The 21,157-nt window shown below is 62.8% G+C and carries 13 protein-coding genes; 4 read left to right on the top strand and 9 right to left on the bottom strand.

All coding sequences use genetic code 11. The annotated features are described in order from the left end of the window. Positions 1–9 precede the first annotated feature (9 nt). Entirely contained in the window at positions 10–2,007 is a 1,998-nt protein-coding gene (gene tkt, locus AC1MGT_RS16975; RefSeq protein WP_499501156.1) for a transketolase, read from the bottom strand. Between the two features lie 123 nt (positions 2,008–2,130). Here tkt and AC1MGT_RS16970 point away from each other — a divergent pair, with 123 nt between their 5' ends. Further along, complete coding sequence (locus AC1MGT_RS16970) at positions 2,131–2,856, top strand: 16S rRNA (uracil(1498)-N(3))-methyltransferase (protein ID WP_499501155.1); 726 nt, start codon at positions 2,131–2,133, stop codon at positions 2,854–2,856. A 71-nt stretch (positions 2,857–2,927) separates the two neighbouring features. On the opposite strand, the gene AC1MGT_RS16965 is transcribed toward AC1MGT_RS16970, so the two are convergent. Further along, positions 2,928–5,825 (bottom strand): TonB-dependent receptor, encoded by a 2,898-nt coding sequence (locus AC1MGT_RS16965; protein ID WP_499501154.1) that lies wholly within the window; start codon positions 5,823–5,825, stop codon positions 2,928–2,930. 619 nt (positions 5,826–6,444) lie between these two features. Next, on the bottom strand, positions 6,445–9,507 hold the full coding sequence (locus AC1MGT_RS16960) for a TonB-dependent receptor (RefSeq protein WP_499501153.1): 3,063 nt from the start codon (positions 9,505–9,507) through the stop codon (positions 6,445–6,447). Positions 9,508–10,088: 581 nt separating this feature from the next. Between AC1MGT_RS16960 and AC1MGT_RS16955 the strand changes: the two genes are divergently transcribed. After that, positions 10,089–11,705, top strand: coding sequence for an NAD(P)/FAD-dependent oxidoreductase (locus tag AC1MGT_RS16955; RefSeq protein WP_183549403.1), 1,617 nt, complete (start codon positions 10,089–10,091; stop codon positions 11,703–11,705). 53 nt (positions 11,706–11,758) lie between these two features. Continuing rightward, positions 11,759–12,568 carry an EamA family transporter gene (locus AC1MGT_RS16950; protein WP_499504304.1) on the top strand — a complete coding sequence of 270 codons (810 nt, stop codon included), beginning with the start codon at positions 11,759–11,761 and terminating at the stop codon, positions 12,566–12,568. Here the strand turns inward: AC1MGT_RS16950 and corA are convergent. The 5 genes from corA to glnA form a co-directional block, all read right to left on the bottom strand. After that, a complete protein-coding gene (gene corA / locus AC1MGT_RS16945) occupies positions 12,563–13,531 on the bottom strand; it encodes a magnesium/cobalt transporter CorA (protein ID WP_499501152.1) in 969 nt (322 codons plus the stop codon). The two genes, AC1MGT_RS16950 and corA, sit on opposite strands and share 6 nt — an antisense overlap. Positions 13,532–13,601: 70 nt before the next feature. After that, the gene (ntrC, locus tag AC1MGT_RS16940) at positions 13,602–15,110 is read right to left on the bottom strand and encodes a nitrogen regulation protein NR(I) (protein WP_499501151.1); all 1,509 of its coding nucleotides are present in this window, start codon (positions 15,108–15,110) and stop codon (positions 13,602–13,604) included. A gap of 65 nt (positions 15,111–15,175) precedes the next feature. Next, positions 15,176–16,276: a nitrogen regulation protein NR(II) gene (gene glnL, locus AC1MGT_RS16935; protein WP_343024625.1), complete on the bottom strand. Its 1,101-nt coding sequence runs from the start codon at positions 16,274–16,276 to the stop codon at positions 15,176–15,178. Further along, positions 16,273–16,815 (bottom strand): DUF4124 domain-containing protein, encoded by a 543-nt coding sequence (locus tag AC1MGT_RS16930; RefSeq protein ID WP_499501150.1) that lies wholly within the window; start codon positions 16,813–16,815, stop codon positions 16,273–16,275. The genes glnL and AC1MGT_RS16930 overlap by 4 nt, the downstream gene beginning before the upstream one ends. Positions 16,816–16,984: 169 nt before the next feature. Continuing rightward, positions 16,985–18,400, bottom strand: a complete 1,416-nt coding sequence (gene glnA / locus AC1MGT_RS16925) for a type I glutamate--ammonia ligase (RefSeq protein WP_183549392.1) — start codon at positions 18,398–18,400, stop codon at positions 16,985–16,987. 317 nt (positions 18,401–18,717) lie between these two features. Here glnA and AC1MGT_RS16920 point away from each other — a divergent pair, with 317 nt between their 5' ends. Then, a complete protein-coding gene (locus AC1MGT_RS16920; RefSeq protein ID WP_499501149.1) occupies positions 18,718–19,173 on the top strand; it encodes a rhodanese-like domain-containing protein in 456 nt (151 codons plus the stop codon). A gap of 1 nt (position 19,174) precedes the next feature. Here the strand turns inward: AC1MGT_RS16920 and AC1MGT_RS16915 are convergent, their stop codons facing one another. After that, a complete protein-coding gene (locus AC1MGT_RS16915) occupies positions 19,175–21,148 on the bottom strand; it encodes a CocE/NonD family hydrolase (RefSeq protein ID WP_499501148.1) in 1,974 nt (657 codons plus the stop codon). Positions 21,149–21,157: the final 9 nt, after the last annotated feature.

Genomic DNA, 21,157 nt, shown 5'->3' with positions numbered 1-21,157 from the left:
GGCGAATGCTTACGCTGCGATAACTTGTTTGGCCTTGGCAACCACGTTCTCGACGGTGAAGCCGAAGTGCTTGAACAGCACTGGCGCCGGCGCCGATTCGCCGAAGGTGTCGATACCGACCACGGCGCCTTCAAGGCCCACGTACTTGTACCAGAAGGCGGTGATGCCGGCTTCGATGGCCACGCGCGGCGTGCCGCGGGTCAGCACGCTGGCTTTATAGGCGGCGTCCTGGCGGTCGAACACGTCGGTCGACGGCATCGAGACGACGCGCGCGGCGATCCCTTCAGCAGCCAGTGCGTCGAAGGCCTTCACGGCCAGTTCGACTTCCGAGCCGGTGGCGATGAGGATGACCTTGGCGTCCGGCGTGTCGCGCAGCACATAGCCGCCCTTGGCGACGTCGGTCACCTGCTGGGTGTCGCGGGCCATGAACGGCAGGTTCTGGCGCGAGAAGATCAGCGTCGTCGGGCCATCCTTGCGCTGGACTGCTGCGCCCCATGCCACGGCCGATTCGACCGTGTCGCATGGACGCCAGTTGTCCAGGCCCGGGATCAGGCGCAGCGACGAGACGTGCTCGACCGACTGGTGCGTCGGACCGTCTTCGCCCAGACCGATCGAATCGTGCGTGAACACCGAGATCGAACGGATCTTCATCAGCGAGGCCATGCGCAGCGCGTTGCGGCTGTAGTCCGAGAAGGTCAGGAACGTTGCGCCGAACGGGATGAAACCGCCATGCAGCGCCACGCCGTTCTGGATCGCGGCCATGCCGAATTCGCGCACACCGTAGTTGATATGGTTGCCGGCAATGCCCGAACGCACGGCGACCGATTCTTTCCAGTTGGTCAGGTTCGAGCCGGTCAGGTCGGCCGAGCCGCCCAGGAATTCTGGCAGGCTCGCGGCCAGCGCCTGGATCGCATTTTGCGAGGCCTTGCGGGTGGCGATGGTTTCCTGCTTCTCGATGCAGCTCGCGATCGCGGCGTCCAGCGCCTTGGTGAATTCACCCGACAGCTCGCCCTTCATGCGGCGCTCGAATTCGCTCGCCAGCTCGGGGTGCGCGCCGCGGTAGGCCGCGAACATCGTGTTCCACTCGCCTTCGACCTGGGCGCCGCGCTCTTTCGCGTCCCATGCTTCGTACAGTTCGGCAGGAATGTCGAACGGGATCGGATCCCAGACCAGGTGCTGGCGCACGGCGGCAATTTCCTTGTCGCCCAGCGGTGCGCCGTGGACCTTGTCGCCACCTTCCAGGTTCGGTGCGCCCTTGCCGATGATCGTCTTGCAGCAGATCAGCGTTGGACGGTCGGACGTCTTGGCCTGCTCGATGGCCGCATCGATGTCTTTCACGCTGTGGCCGTCGACCTTCGGGATCACGTTCCAGCCATAGGCTTCAAAGCGCTTTTGCGTGTCATCGGTGAACCAGCCTTCGACCTTGCCGTCGATGGAGATGCCGTTGTCGTCGTACAGCCAGATCAGCTTGTTGAGCTTGAGGGTGCCGGCCAGCGACGCCACTTCGTGCGAGATGCCTTCCATCAGGCAGCCATCGCCCAGGAACGCGTAGGTGTAGTGATCCACCACGTCGTAGCCCGGACGGTTGAATTCGTAGCCCAGCAGCCATTCAGCCAGCGCCATGCCGACCGAGTTGGCGATGCCCTGGCCCAGCGGGCCGGTGGTGGTTTCCACGCCCGGGGTGATGCCCACTTCTGGGTGACCCGGCGTCTTGGAATGCATCTGGCGGAAGGCGCGCAGATCGTCCATCGTCAGGTCGTACCCTGCCAGGTGCAGCAGCGCGTAATGCAGCATCGAGCCATGGCCGTTCGACAGCAGGAAGCGGTCGCGGTTCATCCAGCCCGGATTGGCCGGATTATGACGGTAGTGCTTGTCCCACAGCGCAACGGCGATCTCGGCCATGCCCATTGGCATGCCCGGGTGGCCCGAGTTGGCTTGCTGAACAGCGTCCATCGCCAGCGCGCGGATCGCGTTGGCCATCAGGGTGGTGGTTTGCGTAGATTTCATGGAGATCGGGGATCAGGGATTGGAAAGCTGGTGGCCTGCGGCTGGCCGTAGCCCGTTATTTTACCAGACCGCCGTAGCAAGGATTTAAAATGCAGCCCTGTCCATACCGATTTCAGGAGTGCCATGCCGCGTTTTTATTGTCCCCAGCCGCTCGTCAATGGCAGCACCGTCGAGCTGCCTGAAGCCGTCGCGCATCACCTGCATGTCGTGCGCCTGCAGCCCGGGGCCGTGCTGACGCTGTTCAATGGCGAAGGCGGTCAATACCGCGCCACGCTGGTCGAGACCGGCAAGCGGCGCGCCACCGCCGTCATCGACGCGCACGAGGCGATCGAGGCTGAAGCGCCCTATTCCGTGACGCTGGCCCAAGGCTTGCCGGAAGGCTCGAAAATGGACTGGATCATTGAAAAGGCGGTGGAATTGGGCGTGGCCGCGATCCAGCCGCTGGCAGCGGCGCGCAGCGTCGTGCGCCTGTCCGGCGAGCGGCTCGAGAAGCGCCAGGCACACTGGCACGGCGTGATCGTGGCAGCCTCCGAGCAATGCGGGCGCAACCGGCTGGCGCAGCTGCTGCCGATGATGGACGTGCAACCGTGGCTGGCGGCGAGCGCGGGCACGACCCGTATCCTGCTCAGTCCGCGCGCGAGCGAATCGCTGGCCGGTTGGGCACGTGCGAATGCGCCGCAAGCGGTCACGCTCCTGATCGGTCCGGAAGGCGGGCTCACGCCGCACGAAGAGGCGGCGGCCGTTGCCGCCGGCGCCCTGTCGCTGTCGATGGGACCGCGCGTGCTGCGTACCGAGACGGCCGGGCTGGCCGCGCTTGCCGTGCTGGCGGGGGCTTGGGACGCCATCTGAGTAGATAGAGAGCGCATGAAAAAACCCCGCCGGCATCGCTGCCGGCGGGGTTTTTTTATACAGCGACAGGCTTAGAACGTGTAGTTCGCGCCCAGGCTGAAGAAGCGGCCCACTGCGCCTGGCTGGTGCAGCGAAGCGTTGTACGACGTTTGTGCACCGGCGTTGCCGTAGGTGGCGACGTCGTATGGTGCTTCCTTGTCGAACAGGTTCAGGATCGCGCCGCGGATCGTCAGGTTATCCGTGACCTTGTACGACAGGTTCAGGTTGGTGACGGTGAACGACGACACGTTGCAGTAGCCAATTGGCTGGACCAGACCCTGGAAGTAGGTACGGCCACCAACGTCGGCTGCAGTCGATGCGCAGTCGGTCGCGCCCAGTGCCGGGTCGAAGGTCGAGAAGCCGCTCGTGTAGTTCACGGTGGCGGTCACGTCCAGCGGGCCACGGTTGTAGCCGAGGGTGAACTGCGCACGGTCTTTCGGGTTACCCGTTGCGCCGCCAACCGACGATGGACCTTGCGTGCCGGCCAGCTGGTACGAATCGCTGCCCAGTTCGGTCACATAACCAAAGACGTGGGCTGCGCTCAGGTTCGCGCTGACAGTGCCCAGGTCGTTGGCGAGGCGCCAGCGGTAACGGATGTCCGCTTCGATGCCGTGGGTTTCGGTGCTGCCGGCATTGATGTAAGGCGACAGGCCGTACAGGATCGGACCAGCGACCGGGATGCCAGGCACCGTGTTGTTGCCCACACCGGTGGCGATGTCGATCGTGTTGGCAGGACCGCGGACCCAGGTTGGCGTGAAGCTTGGATCGTTACCTGCTTGCGTGACGACCAGGTTCTTGATCTGGATCTTGTAGTAGTCCAGGGTCATGTTCAGGCCGCGCATTGGCTCGACGATGATACCGGCCGTGAACGACTTCGACTTCTCTGGCTGCAGATCAGGATTGGTGGTCTGGACGTATGGCGGGCTGAACGAGCAAGCCGATGGCACGTTGCCGGCCGTGGTCTGGCTGCCATTGGCGCACAGGATCGGATCGCGGATTGCGTTGAACGTGAAGAACGAACCGGCATTGCCGACTTCGGCCGGGTTCGGCGCGCGGAAACCGCGTGCGAACGTACCGCGCAGACCGAACTGCTGGATCGGCGCCCACTTGAAGTTGGCCGACGGCGTGAACGAATTGCCGTAGGTGTCGTAGTGGTCATAACGGCCGGACAGGCCGATTTCCAGGTTCTTGATCGGCGTGGCCTGCAGCTCGGCGAACACCGCGCTGTTGGTCTCGTCACCAATGGTGAACGCTGCCGTATTGGCGACCGCGCCGTTGAGCGTCAGGCTCGACGGAGGCGCATTCTGCTTGCGCTCATGCCAGTGAACACCGGCTGCGAAGGCCAGAGGGCCGGCGCCGAAATTCGACAGCAGTTCACGCGAGCCGATCAGGTCGGCGTAGTTCAGCGTCGATTCGATCTCGTTGCTGAAACGCGGCGAGACGGCATCCACGACGCCCGGCACATTGTTGCCCAGCACATTGAACGTGCCATTGCGCAGCAGGGTGTACAGGTTGGTACGGTTGACGTAGCCGCTGTAGTTCAGGTCGCTCTTGACGCGGGTGCCACCGATGGCAGCGTTCACGTCCCAGCCATAGGCGCTACCGACGAGGTCAGCTGCGAAGCGGGTCGCGGTGGTCTTGTTGTTGGTGGTCAGGGCGGCGCCGACATCCGGGATGTAGCCGTACAGGCGGGCCGGTGCGCCCAGCTGATTGGTGATATTGGCGCCGACCGGTGCACCAGCGGCAAAGGTCGTGTTCGGGATGGCGCCCACGCGCGAAGTCAGCACGCCATTGACCAGGGTCGTGGTGCCGTTGAAGCTGGTCGGGCTGAATGCTGCCGGGGCGGCATTGCGGTTGTTGGTGCTTTCGCGCTGGAACATGGAGCCGTTGAAGCGCACTTCCCAGTCTTCGCTCAGCTTTTTCGTCATGCCGATCATCAGGTTGACGTTTTCGGTCTCTGGCTGGATGTTCGACTGTTCATCGCGCACCGAGCAGCCGCCGGCGCGGTATTTGGTGAAGTTGCAGTTCGTCGGGTCGAGGAACTGGTAGTTCGCCGGGTTATTGACGTTGGTGACGCCAGCCGGGTTGTTCGGGTTCGACGCGTTGTACAGGAACGGGCTGCTGGCCGGGGTCAGGAAGTTGTTGATGTTGGTCGGCACGCCCAGGGTCAGGTCGTTACCACCACGTGCGCGCCAGTCGCGGTTCGCGTAGCCATACTGTTCGCGGTCGACGACCTTGATCGCGTTCTGCTTGCGGTATTCGGCCGTGATGAAGGCGTTGTAGCCGTCGTTGTCGAGGTCACCGATGCCGGTGCTGATCGAGGCGCGCTTGGTCTTGCCGCCACCATGCTGCGTGTCGCCGACTTCGGCCGACAGGCGGGTGCCGTTCAGGTTTTTCTTGAGCTTGATGTTGATGACGCCGGCGATGGCGTCCGAGCCGTACAGCGACGAAGCGCCGCTTTTCAGGATCTCGATGCTCTCGATCGCGTCGAACGGGATCGACGACACGTCGACGAACGAACGCTGGGAGTCGTCCGACAGCGGATACGGGGCCATGCGGTGGCCGTCGATCAGCACCAGGGTCGCGCCCACGGTCAGGCCGCGCAGCGAGATGCCCGATGCGCCATTGGCGAATGCGCCGGCAAAGCCGGTGCCCAGGGTACCGGCGCCGTTGGCGGCCAGGTCGGTCAGCAGCTCGGCAACCGAGGTCTTGCCGCTCTTCTGGATGTCGGCTGCGGTCAGCACCTGGACCGGGGTCGGCGTTTCGGTGTTGGTGCGGCTGATCAGCGAACCCGTCACGACCACGCGCTGCGCGGCTGGTTCGGTGCTGCCCTGCTGGGCCTGGGCAAACGCCGGCGCTGCGCAGGTCAAGGCGCCACTGGCAATTGCGCAGGCAATCGCGAAGGGCATCGACTTCAGTTTCAACATCATGGGTGATTCTCCTCGTACTTTCTTATCGGTGATGGCGCACCAGAATGCTCAGTGCCTATTCTGCAGGCTCGTGCCTGCCGGTCGCCTGGGCCGGCAAAACATCGGAATCGTGTTATCGAGCCGGAATAGGTAGACCGTTTATCGCATTCTGGACGGCAGTATTTTTCATGCATACGTCTGACTGGGGACGATCAGCCTAAATAAGTGCCTGGATGAAACCAAACGTTATTCAAGTGGAGCTATAAAAACATGGCGTCAAGAATAGTGTCAACCGAGCACCAATAATGCAGAGTGTGAAATACAACACTTTATTTTTTTGAAAGTCGGGAAAGTGCAATGGTGGTGCGGCGCAATATCAAACTGGTGCATCCCGCGGAACTGTGATTCGAATGCTAAAGATGTGCAACATCTTGTATTTACGATCTTTTTATCATCAAAATTTTTTGACGATGATGCGCATTGCGGTGAATTTGACCTGTGGCAATCGCCGTTTTTATTTCGATGCACCATTATTGGGCGTGAACGCAAAAGTTGGATAAATACAACACAATGTATTTAAGCAACCCAATAAAAAACCGCCCCGGAGGGCGGTTTGGCGTTTGTCCTGAAAACGACTGGATCAAAACTTGCGATCGTACATCACCGAGAAACGGGCATAACGCGGTGCAGTCAGCGACAGCGGCGTCTGGTACAGGCTGCTGACATTGACGCCGTTGTTGTACGCCTCGGTGACGCTGGCCACCGACTGGCTGTTGAACACATTGAACACATCGACGCGCAGCTGCAGTCCCTTGATGAAGTTCGGCTTGTAGGCCACGTTCATGTCCCAACGGTGGGTCCAGGGCAGGCTGCCAACCGAACCGCGCGGGGTCAGGACGTTTTGCGAACGCTGCAGGCCACCGCAATAGAACGTCTGGTTCGGGTAGTTCGGCGAATTGCCCGGGCTGGCGGCGCTGCCGATGCAGCTGCGCGGACGGCCCGACGCGATCAGCGCATTGCCACCGACGGTGATCTCATCGTTGAACTGATAAAAGCCGAACGCCTTGACCTGGTGCTTGCGGTGGTTCGGCAGATAGCCGTAGGCGCCTTCCATCAGCTCGGGGTAATCCCACGACGACGTCACGGCGACGTCCGCCTGGCCATTATCCGAACGCACCTGGCCTTCGGTATTGCCCTTGTTGCGCGACCACACATAGCTCACCTTGCCGTACCAGCCGCTGCGGAACGGGTGTTCCAGGAAGGCTTCGACCGACGAGTAGGTCCGCTTCGGCTTGTCGAAGCCCATGTCCGCCGCAGTCAGACTGACGGGCGTGAGGTTCGATGCGTCGCCGGAGAAGTCGACCAGGAAGTCGTTGTCTTCACCCGGATTGAAGGTCTGGCAGCTGTTGCCAAACAGCGGGTTGGTGATCGCGATCCCGTTGGCTGCGGCGAAACGCTGGAACGGACGCACGTCGCAGAAGTCATCGATGGTCGACTGCAGCTTGCGGTGGATTGCCTTGGCACCGAAGTTCAGCGATGGCGACCAGGCTTTTTCGAAGCCGAACGTAATTTCGTCCTGGTAGGTCGGTTCCATATTGCGCGCTGCCAGGGTCTCGACAACTTTGTCCTGACCATATTCGTTGTTGTTCGACAGCGGCTCGCTCAGCTGCGTCAGGCCGGTCGGCGCACCGTTGGCGTCGACGCCGGTGTAGCCGTAGTACTGCGCGGTGTAGGTCGAGCGGCCAGCGCCACGCACCGAGATATGGGTCGGGATCGGCACCGAGTAGCGACCCATGGTCGCGTACACCTTGAAGCTGGCGTCGCCATTGACGTCCCAGACTGCGGCCAGGCGCGGCTGGTACTGGTTCTTCATTTCCAGGAAGGTGGTCTTTGAATCGTTCTGGTTCTTGAACGACTCATTACGCACGCCAAAGGTCAGCAGCAGGTTATCGGTCGCCTGATAGCGGTCTTCCAGGTACCACGCGCTTTGTTCGCCGAACGAATTCGTGACTGTCGAGAACAGATCGCGGGTCACGTAGTAGCCCTGGTTGCCCAGCGCGGTACCGGTGCTCGCTGGTGACGGGATCAGCACGCCGTTCGGTCCTTCGATCTGCGCCGACGGCGTGCCGGCGCGGAAGTAGGTCCACAGGCCGCCACCGGCGCGGAATTCGCCGGCAGCAACCGACTCGACCTTGGTCTGGTCGAAGCCGCCGCGCAGCGTGTGCGCGCCAAGGCGCCATTCGACATCAAAACGACCCGAATCGACGATGTCTTCCGAGCCAGGCGCCAGAATGTTGCCGCTGATGTTTTGCGGGTTGGGGTAGCTGAGGCCAGGGGCACGTGCGTCGAGCGACGCCGAAGTCTGGTACAGGTCCGGGTTGTAGCCGGTGAAGTAGTTTTCGTGCGGCGACTTCGAACGGCCATACAGGGCGGTCACGGTCAGGTCGTCGGTCAGGTTGCCGACATAGCGCAGGGTGTTGATCTTGGCGCCGTTGCTGTCGACGTTGATGCGGCGCGAGCTCGAGTTGACAACGCCGCTGCGGGTGCGGGTTGCGTAATTGAAGCCGCTGTCCGAACTGTTCACTTCCGGCGTGTCGCCCAGCGTGGTGAATTCAAGGCGGTGGTTGTCGGTGATGTTCCAGTCGAGCTTGGCCATATAGCGTTCGATCTTGGTGTCACGCTCGCGCCAGCCCACGTTGCCGCTGTTGGTGGCGATGCGGAAGGTGTTGACCACACCTTCCTCGACATCGGTTTGTTCGGCCGAAGCAAAGAAGAACAGCTTGTCCTTGATGATCGGGCCGCCGACGTAGGCGCCATACACCTTGCGATCCAGCGTGTTTTCGGCGCGCGCCAGGCGCAGCGTGCCGTCGGTGCCCGTGTTGTTCGGGGTGCCCGTGTTGGCGTAATAGATATCGTGCGGTTTGGCGCGCAGCGATTTCGGTTCCCAGGTCGCGATGCCGCCGGCTTCCCAGGTATTGGTGCCGCTCTTGGTGACGATATTGACCACGCCGCCGATCGAACGGCCGAACTCGGAGCCAAAGCCGCCGGTCAGCACTTGCGCTTCACCGATCGCGCCGAATGGCAGCTGGGCAGCGCCCAGGCCGGTCAGCGGGTTGGTCACAGGGAAACCGTTGATGTAGTACGAGTTCTCGGATGCTGCGCCGCCACCGAACGACGCGCCACCTGCGAAGCGCGAGTCGGCGGTGGTGGTGTTGGGCGCAAGCTGGATGATGGCTTCGACGCTGCGGGCGATCGGCAGCGCGGCGAGCTGGCGCGCGCTGAAGGTCGCGCTGCTGCCGGAGCTGCTGGTGTCGATGGTGGCGCGGGTGCCGGTCACCTGGACGACCTGGGCGCCGCCGACCGGTGCGGCGGCGGCGAAGATGGCTTCGCCATTGCGGCCAATGCCGGTCTCGACGTTGACCGAGCCGATGACGGCGCCGTCACGCAACTGGGACACGCGGTACGTGCCGCTCGGCAGCGAGCTGGCGACGAAACGGCCCTGTGCATCCGGGGTCAGGGTGCGGCGGATACCGATGTCGGTATTCTCGATGAGAACCTGCACGTTGCTGCCTGGAACGACGGTACCGAAGACACTACCCGATGCATTCGACTGCGCCATTGCTGGCGACATGGCGGCCATGCCGATGACTGCGCCGCCAAAGGCCAGGCTCAATGCGTGAACTAATACAGTTTTCTTCAACATGTGATTTGCTTTCTCTTTTTTGCCGGACCGCTCATGGCAGTCCTGTTGTTGGTCGCACCAGCACCGATCGCGGTAGCGCCCCTCCCTGTACACCCACATTACCCTGTAAGTACGTTCATGCCATTTTTCCTTCGTAAAGAAAATGAACGCTTATCTACGTTCATGCATAGGACGTTGTGGCGTCAACAACTTTTTATGCATATGCGTGTGCATTTCGTTATTTTCGTTCGCACAATGTTGTGGGTGCGAGACAGCGTGCGCGCGTGGTGCGTTCATTCACCAAAACAGCTCAGAAAACTCCCTGGTGCAGTGCACTTTTCGACGTGCGCGCGGCAGGATTTTTTTATGGATTTCTGCGGCTCGACGTTGCGATAGTTCCACAAAAGTCGTTGTAAAACGGCACGGATGGAGACGACCACCGCGCTTTGACTGTGACAATCTTCAAAGATCACACATGCTATGTATTTACAATTTAAAGACTATTCGTTTTTTTAATCGACATACCGTCAGGCACCTTTGGGCCGGGGTAAAATAACGGCTTTTGCCGCCCTACTTTTGTTGCCTCACTAGCAACCACTCCCATGCTGCGTATTAACGAACTCAAACTCCCCCTGAACCATCCGGACGCCGCCCTGCGCGACGCCATCCTGGCCCGCCTTGGCATCGCTGACGCCGAACTGCTCGACTTTGCCGTCTACAAGCGCAGCTATGACGCGCGCAAGAAATCCGCCATCGTTCTGATCTACTCGATCGACGCGACCGTTGCCGACGACAAGGCCGTGCTGGCAAAGCTGCGCGACCCGCACGTGATGCCCGCCCCAGACGTCGAGTACAAGTTCGTCAACGCCGCCAAGCCTGCCCCGGGCACCCCGCGCCCGGTCGTCGTCGGCACCGGTCCGTGCGGGCTGTTCGTTGCGCTGATCCTGGCGCAGATGGGCCTGAACCCGATCGTGCTCGAGCGCGGCAAGGTCGTGCGCGAGCGCACCGTCGACACCTTCGGTTTCTGGCGCAAGCGCAAGCTCGATACCGAGTCGAACGTGCAGTTCGGTGAAGGCGGCGCCGGCACCTTCTCGGACGGCAAGCTCTACAGCCAGATCAAGGACAGCAACCACCACGGCCGCAAGGTGCTCACCGAGTTCGTCAAGTTCGGCGCACCCGAAGAGATCATGTACGTCAGCAAGCCGCACATCGGCACCTTCCGCCTGGTCAAGATGGTCGAGCAGATGCGCGCCGAGATCATCAACCTGGGCGGCGAAATGCGCTTCGACACGCGCATGCAGGATGTCCTGATCGAAGAAACCGGCGGCGTGCGCCAGGTCGTTGGCGTGCGCCTGGCCAGCGGTGAAGAAATCCCTACCCGCCACCTGACGATCGCCATCGGCCACAGCGCGCGCGACACCTTCGAGATGCTGTACGAACGCGGCGTCTACATCGAAGCCAAGCCATTCTCGATCGGCTTCCGGGTCGAGCACCCGCAATCGCTGATCGACGTCTGCCGCTTCGGTCCGAACGCCGGCAACAAACTGCTGGGCGCGGCCGACTACAAGATCGTGCACCACGCGTCCAACGGCCGTTCGGTCTACAGCTTCTGCATGTGCCCGGGCGGCACCGTGGTGGCCGCGTCGAGCGAAGAAGGCCGCGTCGTCACCAACGGCATGAGCCAGTATTCGCGCAACGAGCGCAATGCCAACAGCGCCATCGTGGTCGGCATCACGCCCGAGGATTTCCCGGGCCACCCGCTGGCCGGCATCGCCTTCCAGCGCGAGCTCGAATCGCGTGCATTCGTACTGGGCGGCTCGACCTACGACGCACCGGGCCAGCTGATGGGCGACTTCGTGGCAGGCCGGCCGTCCACGTCACTCGGTTCGGTCACGCCGTCGTTCCTGCCGGCCGTGCACCTGACCGACCTGGCCACGTCGCTGCCCGACTACGCCATCGTTGCGATGCGCGAGGCGTTCGTCGCCTTCGACAAGCAGATCAAGGGCTACTACAAGGAAGACGCCGTGCTGACGGGCGTGGAGACGCGCACCTCGTCGCCGATCCGCATCCGGCGCAACAACGACGACCTGCAAAGCCTGAACACGCGCGGCCTGTTCCCTGCCGGCGAAGGCGCCGGTTACGCAGGCGGCATCATGTCGGCGGCTGTCGACGGCATCCGCGTGGCCGAGGCGGTGGCATTGGCCATGGCGCCACGTTGAACGCGGCGGGCCGGCATGCCGCATGGGGCCCGGGTCTGGCGATCCTGGCCTCGATGGTGTCGGTCAATGCAGGCGCGGCCTGGGCCAAGGGCCTGTTTCCGGCCGTCGGCAGCGAAGGCGTCACCGCGCTGCGCGTGGGCCTGGCGGCGCTGATCCTGCTGGCCATCGTGCGGCCATGGCGCTTTGGGCGCCCGGCGCGCGCCGACGTGGGTAACCTGCTCGTGTACGGCCTGATGCTGGGCGCAATGAACCTGTGCATCTACCGCGCGTTCGAGCGCATTCCGCTCGGGATCGCGGTGGCGATCGAGGTCACGGGGCCGCTGGCAGTCGTTGTGCTGTCGTCGCGTCATGCGCGCGATTTTGTGTGGGTGGTGTGCGCGGGATTCGGCCTGTGGCTGCTGCTGCCGGTGGCCGGCGCGACGCAGCTCGACCCGGCCGGCATCGCGTATGCGCTGGCGGCCGCGTTCTGCTGGGCGATGTACATCGTGTTCGGCAAGCGCGTCTCGACCCTGAACAGTGGCCAGGCCGTGGCCTGGGGCTTGCTGGCGGCCAGCGTGTTCGCGGTGCCATTCGGCGTGGCGCATGCGGGCATGGCGCTGTTCACGCCAGCCATGCTGGCGGGCGGCGTGGCGGTGGCGCTGCTGTCGTCCGCCCTGCCCTACTCGCTCGAGATGATGGCGCTGCGGCGCCTGCCGCAGCGGGTGTTTGGCATCCTGGTCAGCAGCGGACCGGCCATCGCGGCGCTGGCCGGCTTCATCTGGCTCGGAGAACGCCTGACCAGCCTGCAGTGGCTGGCGATCGTGCTGGTGATCGTGGCGTCCGGCGGCGCAGCCGCCACGGCTGGCAAGCGCCAGCCCCTATAACCACCCTACCCGCTTGAACTTGCGATACAGGTAGCCGCACACGCACACCATCGTAAAGATCGCGAACGGGTAACCATACTTCCATTTCAGCTCCGGCATGAATTCGAAGTTCATGCCCCACACGCCGGCGAACGCGGTAAACACCGCGAAGATCGCCGCATATGACGCCAGCTTCTTGCTCACTTCGTTTTCTTCGATCGCCACCATCGACAGCGTCACCTGGATCGCGGTGTTGATCGTGTCGCGCACGGCGTCCAGGCGGCCGGCGATGCGGTGCAGGTGGTCGTGCACGTCGCGGAAGTATTCCTGGGTCTCGTCCACCACGGCCGGCACGCGCCCGCCGTAGAGGCGTCCCAGCGCGTCCATCAGCGGCACCACCGCGTGGCGCAGCGTCTGCGCCTTGCGTTTCAGGTCATACAGGCGCTCGACATTGTCGCGCTGCTTGCCCTGCATGGAAAAGATGTGGTCTTCGATCGATTCGAGCTCGGATTCGAGCGTGTCGACCACGGGGAAGTAACGGTCGACGACGGCGTCGACCAGCGCGTACAGCACGAAGCCTGCGCCTTTCCTGAGCTGGTGCGGTTCGCGCTCGGCGCGCGCCCGCACGCCGAGAAAACCCTGGTTGGCGTCACGCCGCACCGACAGCACGTAATTGGGGCCGGCGAAGACGGACAACTGGCCGACGGACATCTCGTCACCCACCAGTTCGACGATCTGCACGACGACGAACAGCGAGTCGCCATATTCTTCGAGCTTGGGCCGCTGATGGCCGCGCAGCGCGTCTTCCACCGCCAGTTCGTGCAGGCCGAATTCTTCCTGCATCAGCGCGATGTCGGCAGGGTCCGGGTCGCGCAATGCGACCCAGACAAAGGTGTCCTCCAGCTTGATGTATTCGCTGATATCCTCGACCGGGATATCGGACAGCTTCTTGCCTTCCTGGTAGGCGACGCAATTGATCAGCATTGAGTAGAAAATAAAACGGGCGCAGCGCGCCGATGCAGGACTTTACACCAACACCCTGCCATCTAAAAGCCTACTCTTCGCGCGCGCCGTCGATCCCCAGTTCCACGATCTTGCGCGTGATGGTGTTGCGCCCGATCCCGAGCCGCATGGCCGCGTCATTCTTGCGCCCGTGCGTGTGCTTGAGGGCCGTGCGGATCAGGGCCGATTCAAACTGGCGGCCCAGGATATCCATCACGTCCATCTGCCCTGCGCTGAGCATGCCGGCCGCCTGCAGTTCGAGCAGCCCCAACCAGCCTTCGGGCGACTGCGCGCCGGCTGTCTGCAGCACGACGCCACCGCCGGATGCCATTGGCTGTGCACCGGTGCTGACGATGCCGTCGGACAGCGGCACCACGTTCGGCACGCTGCTGCCTGTCAGCGGCGCCGAACCCTGGGTCAGGTCGCGCGGCAGATCCTTGACCTCCACGGTCTGGCCAGGGGCCATCACAGTGATCCAGTTGCACAGGTTTTCCAGCTGGCGCACATTGCCCGGCAGCTCGAGACCCGACAAGAAGCGCATTGCCTGCTCGCTCATGCGCTTGGGTTCCACCCCCAATTGGTGCGCACTTTGCACCAGGAAGTGGCGCGTAAGAACAGGAATGTCTTCGTTGCGTTCGCGCAGCGACGGCAGGCGCAGGCGGATCACGTTCAGGCGGTGGTACAAGTCTTCGCGGAACAAGCCGTCGCGCACGCGCTGCTCGAGGTTCTGGTGGGTGGCCGCAATCACGCGCACATTGGCCTTGACCGGCTGGTGGCCGCCCACGCGGTAGAAGTGACCATCGGACAGCACGCGCAGCAGGCGCGTCTGCAGGTCGAACGGCATGTCGCCGATTTCGTCGAGAAACAGCGTGCCGTCCTCGGCCTGCTCGAAGCGGCCGCGCCGCATCGCCTGCGCTCCGGTGAACGCGCCACGCTCGTGACCGAACAGTTCGGATTCGAGCAGGTCCTTCGGGATCGCCGCCGTGTTGAGCGCGATGAACGGTTGCTGCGCGCGCGGGCTGTGCTTGTGCAGCGCGCGCGCCACGAGCTCCTTGCCGGTGCCCGATTCGCCCGTGATCAGCACGGTGACATTCGACTGCGACAGGCGGCCGATGGCGCGAAACACTTCCTGCATCGCTGGCGCATGGCCGAGGATTTCAGGGGTTTCGGCCGGAGGCGCTTCGACGCTCGCTTCGCGCAGACTCTCCTCTAACGCACGCCGGATCAGCGAGACGGCCTTGTCGATGTCGAATGGCTTGGCCAGATAGTCAAAGGCGCCGCCCTGGAACGAGGACACCGCCGAGTCGAGGTCCGAGAACGCGGTGATGATGATGACCGGCAGGCCCGGATGGCGTTCCTTGACGGCTTGCAGCAGGTCGATGCCGGATTCGCCCGGCATGCGGATATCCGACACCAGCACTTGCGGCGTGTCGGTTTCAAAGGCGGTCATCGCTTCGCGCGCATTGGCGAAGCTGCGGGTCTCCAGACTTTCGCGTGCCAGGGCCTTTTCAAGGACCCAGCGAATCGATGCATCGTCGTCGACAATCCAGATTGGTTTCATGGTTTCGTGCTTCCCGCAACATGGATTCAATAAAGGACTGGCCGGTGCGGTCCGCTTTCTCCCGCTTATGGCAGGGGCAGCAGGATCCGGAAATCCGTCAGTCCAGGCCGGCTTTCGCACTCGATCACACCCAGGTGTTGCTGCACAAACGTTTGCGCCAGCGTCAGCCCGAGGCCACTCCCGCCGTCACGCCCGGATACGAGCGGATAGAAAATGCGGTCGCGGATATCGGGCGCGATGCCCGGTCCATTGTCGATGATATGCAAGTCTAATGCCAGCCCGTAGCGGACCTTGGCCAGCGTGACCTGGCGCGCCACCCGGGTGCGCAAAACGATCTCGGCATCGCCCTGCGCAATGCGCCCGGCGACGGCCTGGGCGGCATTGTGGGCGATGTTCAGCACCACCTGGATCAGCTGCTCCATATCGCCGCGAAACTCGGGAATCGACGCATCGTAATCGCGCCGGATCGACAGCCCCTGCGGGAATTCGGCCAGGATCAGGCTGCGCACGCGCTCGCACACTTCGTGGATATTGACGTCGCCGACGATGTGCGGCTTGCGGTGCGGCGCCAGCAGGCGGTCGACCAGCGTTTGCAGGCGGTCGGCTTCCTTGATGATCACCTGCGTGTATTCCTGCAGCTCCAGCAGGTGGTGCGGCGGCAGCTCGAGTTCGAGCAATTGCGCTGCGCCGCGGATGCCGCCCAGCGGATTCTTGATCTCGTGCGCCAGGTTGCGGATCAGTTCCTTGTTGGCCTGGCTCTGGTCCATCAGGCGCTCTTCGCGGTCGAGCTTTAGCTGCTGCACGTTCTCGCGCAGCTCGATCAACGCCGTGCCATCGCCCAGCGCGCTGACGATGCTGTTGACGTGCAGCGGTTCGCGCCCGCTCCTCTGCAGCGTCAGGTCCTGGCGCAGGTCGGCGTACTGGTGCACCAGCGCCTGCGTGATCAGGACGCCAATCTCGGCGCCATTGGTAAACAGTTCGGGCAGGCGATGGCGCTGCAGCGACTTGAACGACAGCTCCATCAGGTTTTCGGCGGCAGCGTTGGCATACACCACTTCGCCATCGGGTCCGGTCATCATCACGGCCGAGGCCAGCAAGTCCAGGCCGGCGAAACGCGCCGGGTTGCCCGGGTCGTACACGGGCGGCGCCATTGGAGGCAGGGTCATCTGATATTGCCGATCTCGCGCCTGAGCGCTTCGATATTGCGTTCGCTACGGTTGATTTCGTCGCGCATGGACGCCACGCGCTCCTGGTACTTGGCGTAGTTGCGCTCGTTGCCCTGGCGTTCCGGCTCGCCGTTGTTGAAGACGCGCTTGAGGTCGGCGAGCTTGCGTTCTTCCAGGCGCAGTTCATCGCCCAGGATCTCGCGCCGCTCGTCGTCGCGGGCGCGCTGCAGCACATTGTCCACGCGTGGGAAGTTCGATTGGGCCGCGCTCGGGGCCGCCGTCGGGGCGGAATTCGACGCGGATGACCCGCCCCCGCCGCCCGCCGAGCGCGGTGCAGGAATCGGGGCCGAGGCTGCCGGCGGAGCGCTGTAGCCGGTGTCGATCAGCTGGCACTTGCCGACCTTGGTGTCGGTGTACAGCGGCCGGCCATTGGCATCGGTACAACGGTAGATTTGCGCGTGCGCACTGGCGCACAGCAGCACTGAGGCAAACACAGCGGTAAAAACGGCCACGCTGGCCTGAAACATACTATTTGTCATTCCCATCCCGGTTGGTCGCAAGGGCACGCTATTGTAGATGCGCCCGACTATACCCCAAGGAATATAAACCCCAAGCAACAAAAAACGCGGGGAAAGCATGGCTTTCCCCGCGTTTGTTCTACCCGCCAGTCTGGCGCGATGCACATCCGCGCCAGCCTGGATGGACCGATTACGACGAGTAGTACATGTCGAATTCGGCTGGGTGCGGGGTCATGCGCATGCGCTGGACTTCCTGCATCTTCAGGTCGATGTAGGCATCGATCATGCTGTCGCTGAACACGCCGCCACGGGTCAGGAACTCGCGGTCTTCGTTCAGTGCGTCCAGTGCTTCTTCCAGCGATGCGCACACCGTCGGGATCAGCTTGTCTTCTTCAGGCGGCAGATGGTACAGGTCTTTGGTTGCCGCTTCGCCCGGGTGAATCTTGTTCTGGATACCATCCAGACCGGCCATCATCAGTGCTGCGAAGCACAGGTAGACGTTGGCCAGTGGATCCGGGAAACGCGTCTCGATGCGGCGGCCTTTCGGGTTCGCCACGTGCGGGATGCGGATCGAGGCCGAACGGTTACGGGCCGAATACGCCAGCTTGACCGGGGCTTCGAAGCCTGGCACCAGGCGCTTGTACGAGTTGGTGCCTGGATTGGTGATCGCGTTCAGGGCGCGGGCGTGCTTGATGATGCCGCCGATGTAGAACAGCGCCGTGTCCGACAGGCCTGCATAGCCGTCGCCTGCGAACAGGTTCTTGCCGTCTTTCCAGATCGACTGGTGCACGTGCATGCCCGAACCGTTGTCGCCAGCCATTGGCTTTGGCATGAAGGTCGCGGTCTTGCCGTAGCTGTGGGCCACGTTCCAGATCACGTATTTCATGTTCTGGGTCCAGTCGGCGCGCTCGATCAGGGTCGAGAACTTGGTGCCGATTTCATTCTGGCCGGCGCCGGCCACTTCGTGGTGGTGCACTTCGACCGGGATGCCCATCGATTCGAGAATCAGGCACATTTCCGAACGCATGTCCTGGAACGAGTCGACTGGTGGCACTGGGAAATAGCCGCCCTTCACGCCTGGACGGTGACCGCTGTTGCCGCCTTCGAATTCCTTGTCGGTCGACCACGATGCTTCTTCGGAATCGATCTTGACGAAGCAACCCGACATGTCCAGCTTCCAGCGCACGGCGTCGAAGATGAAGAACTCTGGCTCTGGGCCGAAGTAGGCGGTGTCGCCGATGCCCGACGATTTCAGATAGGCTTCAGCGCGCTTGGCGATCGAGCGCGGATCGCGGTCGTAGCCCTTGCCGTCCGATGGCTCGACGACGTCGCACTGCATGAACAGCGTGGTCTCTTCCATGAACGGGTCGATATTGGCGGTGTTTGCATCCGGGATCAGGAGCATGTCCGACGCTTCAATACCTTTCCAGCCGGCGATCGACGAACCGTCGAAGGCATGGCCGGATTCGAACTTGTCCAGGTCGAAGTGCGACACCGGGACCGTGACGTGTTGTTCCTTGCCGCGGGTATCGGCGAAGCGTAAATCAACGAATTTGACTTCGTTGTCTTTGACCATTTGCATTACATCTGCGGCGGACTTTGCCATTCGGAATCTCCTAATTGAAAAAAGGATGTCAGTCTATGCGAACCGACAACTTGCATCATGATGAAGCACGAAATGTGCCAACTGGGTGTCAACGACGATGCCAACTTCAGTGCATGAGGCTATGCGCAAATCGTTCTTGGGCAATGGGTTAGTTTACCCATAAAATCGCCTCAACCGGGGGCATGTGGCAAGATTTACCTTTATGCTAATTTGCACCATTAATGAGCAATTCTACGTGCTTGCACCAATTGGGCGCACCACGCTGCGCTCCAGGATGGTGCATTGATCACGATCAACGATGAATGGACATCACCAACATGACCAAAGAACAGATTCTCACGACGGCGCGCCAGCGTGGCGCTGACCAGCCCTACGCTGGTGCAGTCACGCCTCAGGAAGCGTTTGACCTGCTCCAGAGCGGCCCGGACGTCAAGCTGGTCGATGTGCGTACCAACGCCGAACGCGACTGGGTGGGCCGCGTCGCGATCGGCCAGGCGCAGCATCTGGCCGTGCAATGGGCCACCTATCCGGGTGGCGCGCCCAATCCCGACTTCGGCGCCCAGCTCGAACAGGTGGCGGGCAAGGACGACGTGCTGCTGTTCCTGTGCCGCTCGGGCGTACGCTCGCGTCATGGTGCGCGCGTGGCGACCGAACTGGGCTATGCAAATGCCTTCGACATCCTGGAAGGGTTCGAAGGCGATCGCGATGGTGACGGCCACCGCAAGACGATCGGCGGCTGGTGCACGGCCGGCCTGCCGTGGATCGGCGCCTGACCTAGTTGGCGCTACCCGGGTTCGGCAGCACCATCAGTTCCAGCCCGGACGCCGTTCCTGGCGCGTGGTACACGCGCTGGGTCGCTTTTTTGAAGTCGCCCGGCTTGGCGTCGGGAATGCGCATGAACGTTTGCGGATTCAGGTCGATCAGCGGGAACCATGAGCTCTGCACCTGCACCATGATCCGGTGACCGCGCCGGAAGGTGTGGTTCACCTGACCCAGTTCGTACTTGATGGGCTCGACCTTGCCCGGCACGAATGGCTCGGGCTTTTCATAGCTGTTGCGGAACTTGCCGCGCAGCGGGTTGCCGCGTACCAGTTGCTGGAAGCCACCCAGGCTCACCGCGGGCGGGCCGACATCGCTGCCCCGCTCCCCTGCCGGGGTCGGGAAGCTGGCCGGGTAGACATCGATCAGCTTGACGACCCAGTCGGCGTCGGTCCCGCTTGTCGACACGAACAGCTTCGGCGTCACCGGCCCGGCGACCGTCACGTCTTCTTCCAGCACGGCGCTCTGGTACACCAGCACGTCGGGCCGCGTGGCGGCGAAGCGCTGGTCCGACACCATGTATTCGCGCGGTACACCCAGCGCCGGGTAGCCGATGTAAGGCACCGGGCGCGCCGGGTCGGCCACGTATTCGTCGAAACCGGCACCCGTGGTCGTGCTCATCGTCGCGGCCGGCTGCTGCCAGCGCAGTGCGCCATTCGCGCCGAAGTACAGCGTGCGCGCCTTTGCCGGTTTTGGTGGCCAGGCGTCGTACTGGCGCCAGACATTCGACCCCGTCTCGAACACGGTCACCGGCGCCAGCGTCTTGCCCGGCTTGACGCCCTTCAGGTGCTGCTCGAAGAACGGGAACTGGACCTCGCGCCGGAACCATTCGCTTGTTTTCGCGTCGAACTTGACGTGGCCAAGCCGGGCGCCGTCGCCGCGCGCCCAGCCGCCGTGCACCCATGGACCCACCACGAGGGCATGGTTGCCGCCCTTGTTCTGCGCTTCCAGCGCGCGGTGCACGATGAACGGGCCGGCGGCGTCTTCCGCATCGAACCAGCCGCCCACCGTCAGCACGGCGGCCTTGACGTTCTTCAGATGCGGGCCGATGGCGCGCTCTTTCCAGAAGCTGTCATAGGTATCGTGCTCGATGTTCGGCATGAACAGCTCGCGCTGCGTGTCGGTCATTGTCGCGGCGATATTCGCCAGCGTGCGGTGCTTCAGAAAATAATCGTAGCCGTCGGCCACGCCGTAATCGAATTCGCTGCCGGTTTTCGGCAGCGGGGTCGGGTTCGGGGCCGCCGTGAAGGCCGCGTAAAAGTCGAAGTTGGCGGCCAGCTTGAAGGCGCCGCCGTGGTATGAATCGTCGCCCATGTACAGGTCGGCAATCGGCGCCTGTGGCGAGGCGGCCTTGATCGCCGGGTGCGAATCGATGACGCTGGCGGCGGCGTAGAAGCCCGGGTAGCTGATGCCCCAGATGCCGACCTTGCCATTGTTGTTGGGGATGTTCTTGAGCAGCCAGGCCACCGTATCGTACATGTCGTCGCTCTCGCGGCCCTCGCCTTTTGCCAGCTTGCCCTTGCCGTGAGGCGTCATTTCCTGCCATGTCCCTTCGGACATGTAACGGCCGCGCACGTCCTGACTCACGAAGATGTAGCCGGCGTCCTCGAATTCGCGCGATGGGCCCAGCGATTCAGGCAGCCAGTCCACGCCATAGCGCAGTTCGCCTTCGGCGCGCACGCCGGCGCTGTACGGGGTGCGCTGCATCAGGAACGGGTAGCTGCGCGTGCTGTCCTTCGGCACGTAGACGACCGTGAACAACTGCACGCCGTCACGCATCGGGATCCGGTATTCGTACTTGGTATAGGCTTCGCGCGTCGGGCGCTTGCTGTCCTTGGCACTGTCCGCGGCAATCGCGGCAGACGGGCTGGCCAGGCCAGCGGCAAGGCAGAAGCCGAAAACAAGGGCGGGAAGCGTACGGCGGATCATGACGGCCTT

It is taken from the genome of Telluria sp. BA11 (assembly GCF_056680305.1).
The sequence above is the reverse complement of the archived record's forward strand: the minus strand, read 5'-3'. Positions and strand labels throughout refer to the sequence as shown.